Source organism: Serratia nevei, assembly GCF_024160145.1.
GTDB classification, from domain to species: Bacteria; Pseudomonadota; Gammaproteobacteria; order Enterobacterales; family Enterobacteriaceae; genus Serratia; species Serratia nevei_A.
In genome coordinates, this window is the sequence record NZ_JAMYWQ010000137.1 from 1 (window position 1) to 452 (window position 452).

At 52.2% G+C, this 452-nt stretch carries 1 rRNA gene; it reads right to left on the bottom strand.

Features of this window, described 5'->3' with window-relative positions:
* A 16S ribosomal RNA gene (locus tag M6G53_RS25115) occupies positions 1 to 452 on the bottom strand; the annotation flags it as partial.

Sequence of the window (452 nt, forward strand, 5' to 3'; positions counted from 1 at the left end):
ACTGATGGACTACTTGGGTATCTAATCCTGTTTGCTCCCCACGCTTTCGAGCCTCAGCGTCAGTTAAAGCCCAGCAGGCCGCCTTCGCCACTGGTGTTCCTCCTAATATCTACGCATTTCACCGCTACACTAGGAATTCCGCCTGCCTCTACTTCACTCAAGACAAGAAGTTTTGAACGCAGCTACCAGTTAAGCCGGTAGATTTAACATTCAACTTTCTCGCCCGCCTACGCTCCCTTTACACCCAGTAATTCCGGACAACGCTCGCTCCCTACGTATTACCGCGGCTGCTGGCACGTAGTTAGCCGGAGCTTCCTCTTTGGGTACCGTCATTTTCTTCCCCAAAGACAGAGGTTTACAATCCGAAGACCGTCTTCCCTCACGCGGCGTCGCTGCATCAGAGTTTCCTCCATTGTGCAATATCCCCCACTGCTGCATCCCATAGGTCAAGT